Here is a 493-nt window from a genome sequence, read left to right on the forward strand (position 1 = left end):
AGCACGGACGTTGAGCCACGACGCAAGGCTTGCGCGGAGCGCCTGCACGTCCTTCGCGTGGGCGCGGTCCATAGAAATGCGCCCCGCAAGCCGCTCAATATCGAGGATTGACGCGAGCTTATCTCGCGTTGCGCTGAGATTCCGGCGGTCTTCGGCAAAGCGGCGGACATATGTTTGCCGAATGCGGACTGCGTCCGCGTCGCGGAGCGGGAACAGCAGCCAGTTTTTCAGAAGCCGATACCCCATAGCTGTTTTGGTAAAGTTCACCGCCTCAAGCAAGGTATGCGCGCTTGTCGCGTCGTGCAGGTTCTCCGTAATCTCAAGGTTCCGTCGCGACGAATCGTCGATAAGCAGGTAGTCAGCGTCGCGGAATACCTGAATGTTTGAAATATGCGGCAGGGACGAAGCGGAGTTTTTTGACAGATAGTCGATCAGCAAGCCGGCGGGTGGCGCTTCGGGCGGAGACTCGGCAAGGGGAGAAGGGGGGAGGTTT

At 59.0% G+C, this 493-nt stretch carries 1 pseudogene; it reads right to left on the bottom strand.

Annotation, left to right across the window (positions count from 1 at the left end):
• Positions 1 to 493, bottom strand: a pseudogene (locus tag AWU74_RS07955) (DNA mismatch repair protein MutS); the annotation flags it as partial.

The sequence above is a fragment of the Treponema endosymbiont of Eucomonympha sp. genome (assembly GCF_001028545.1).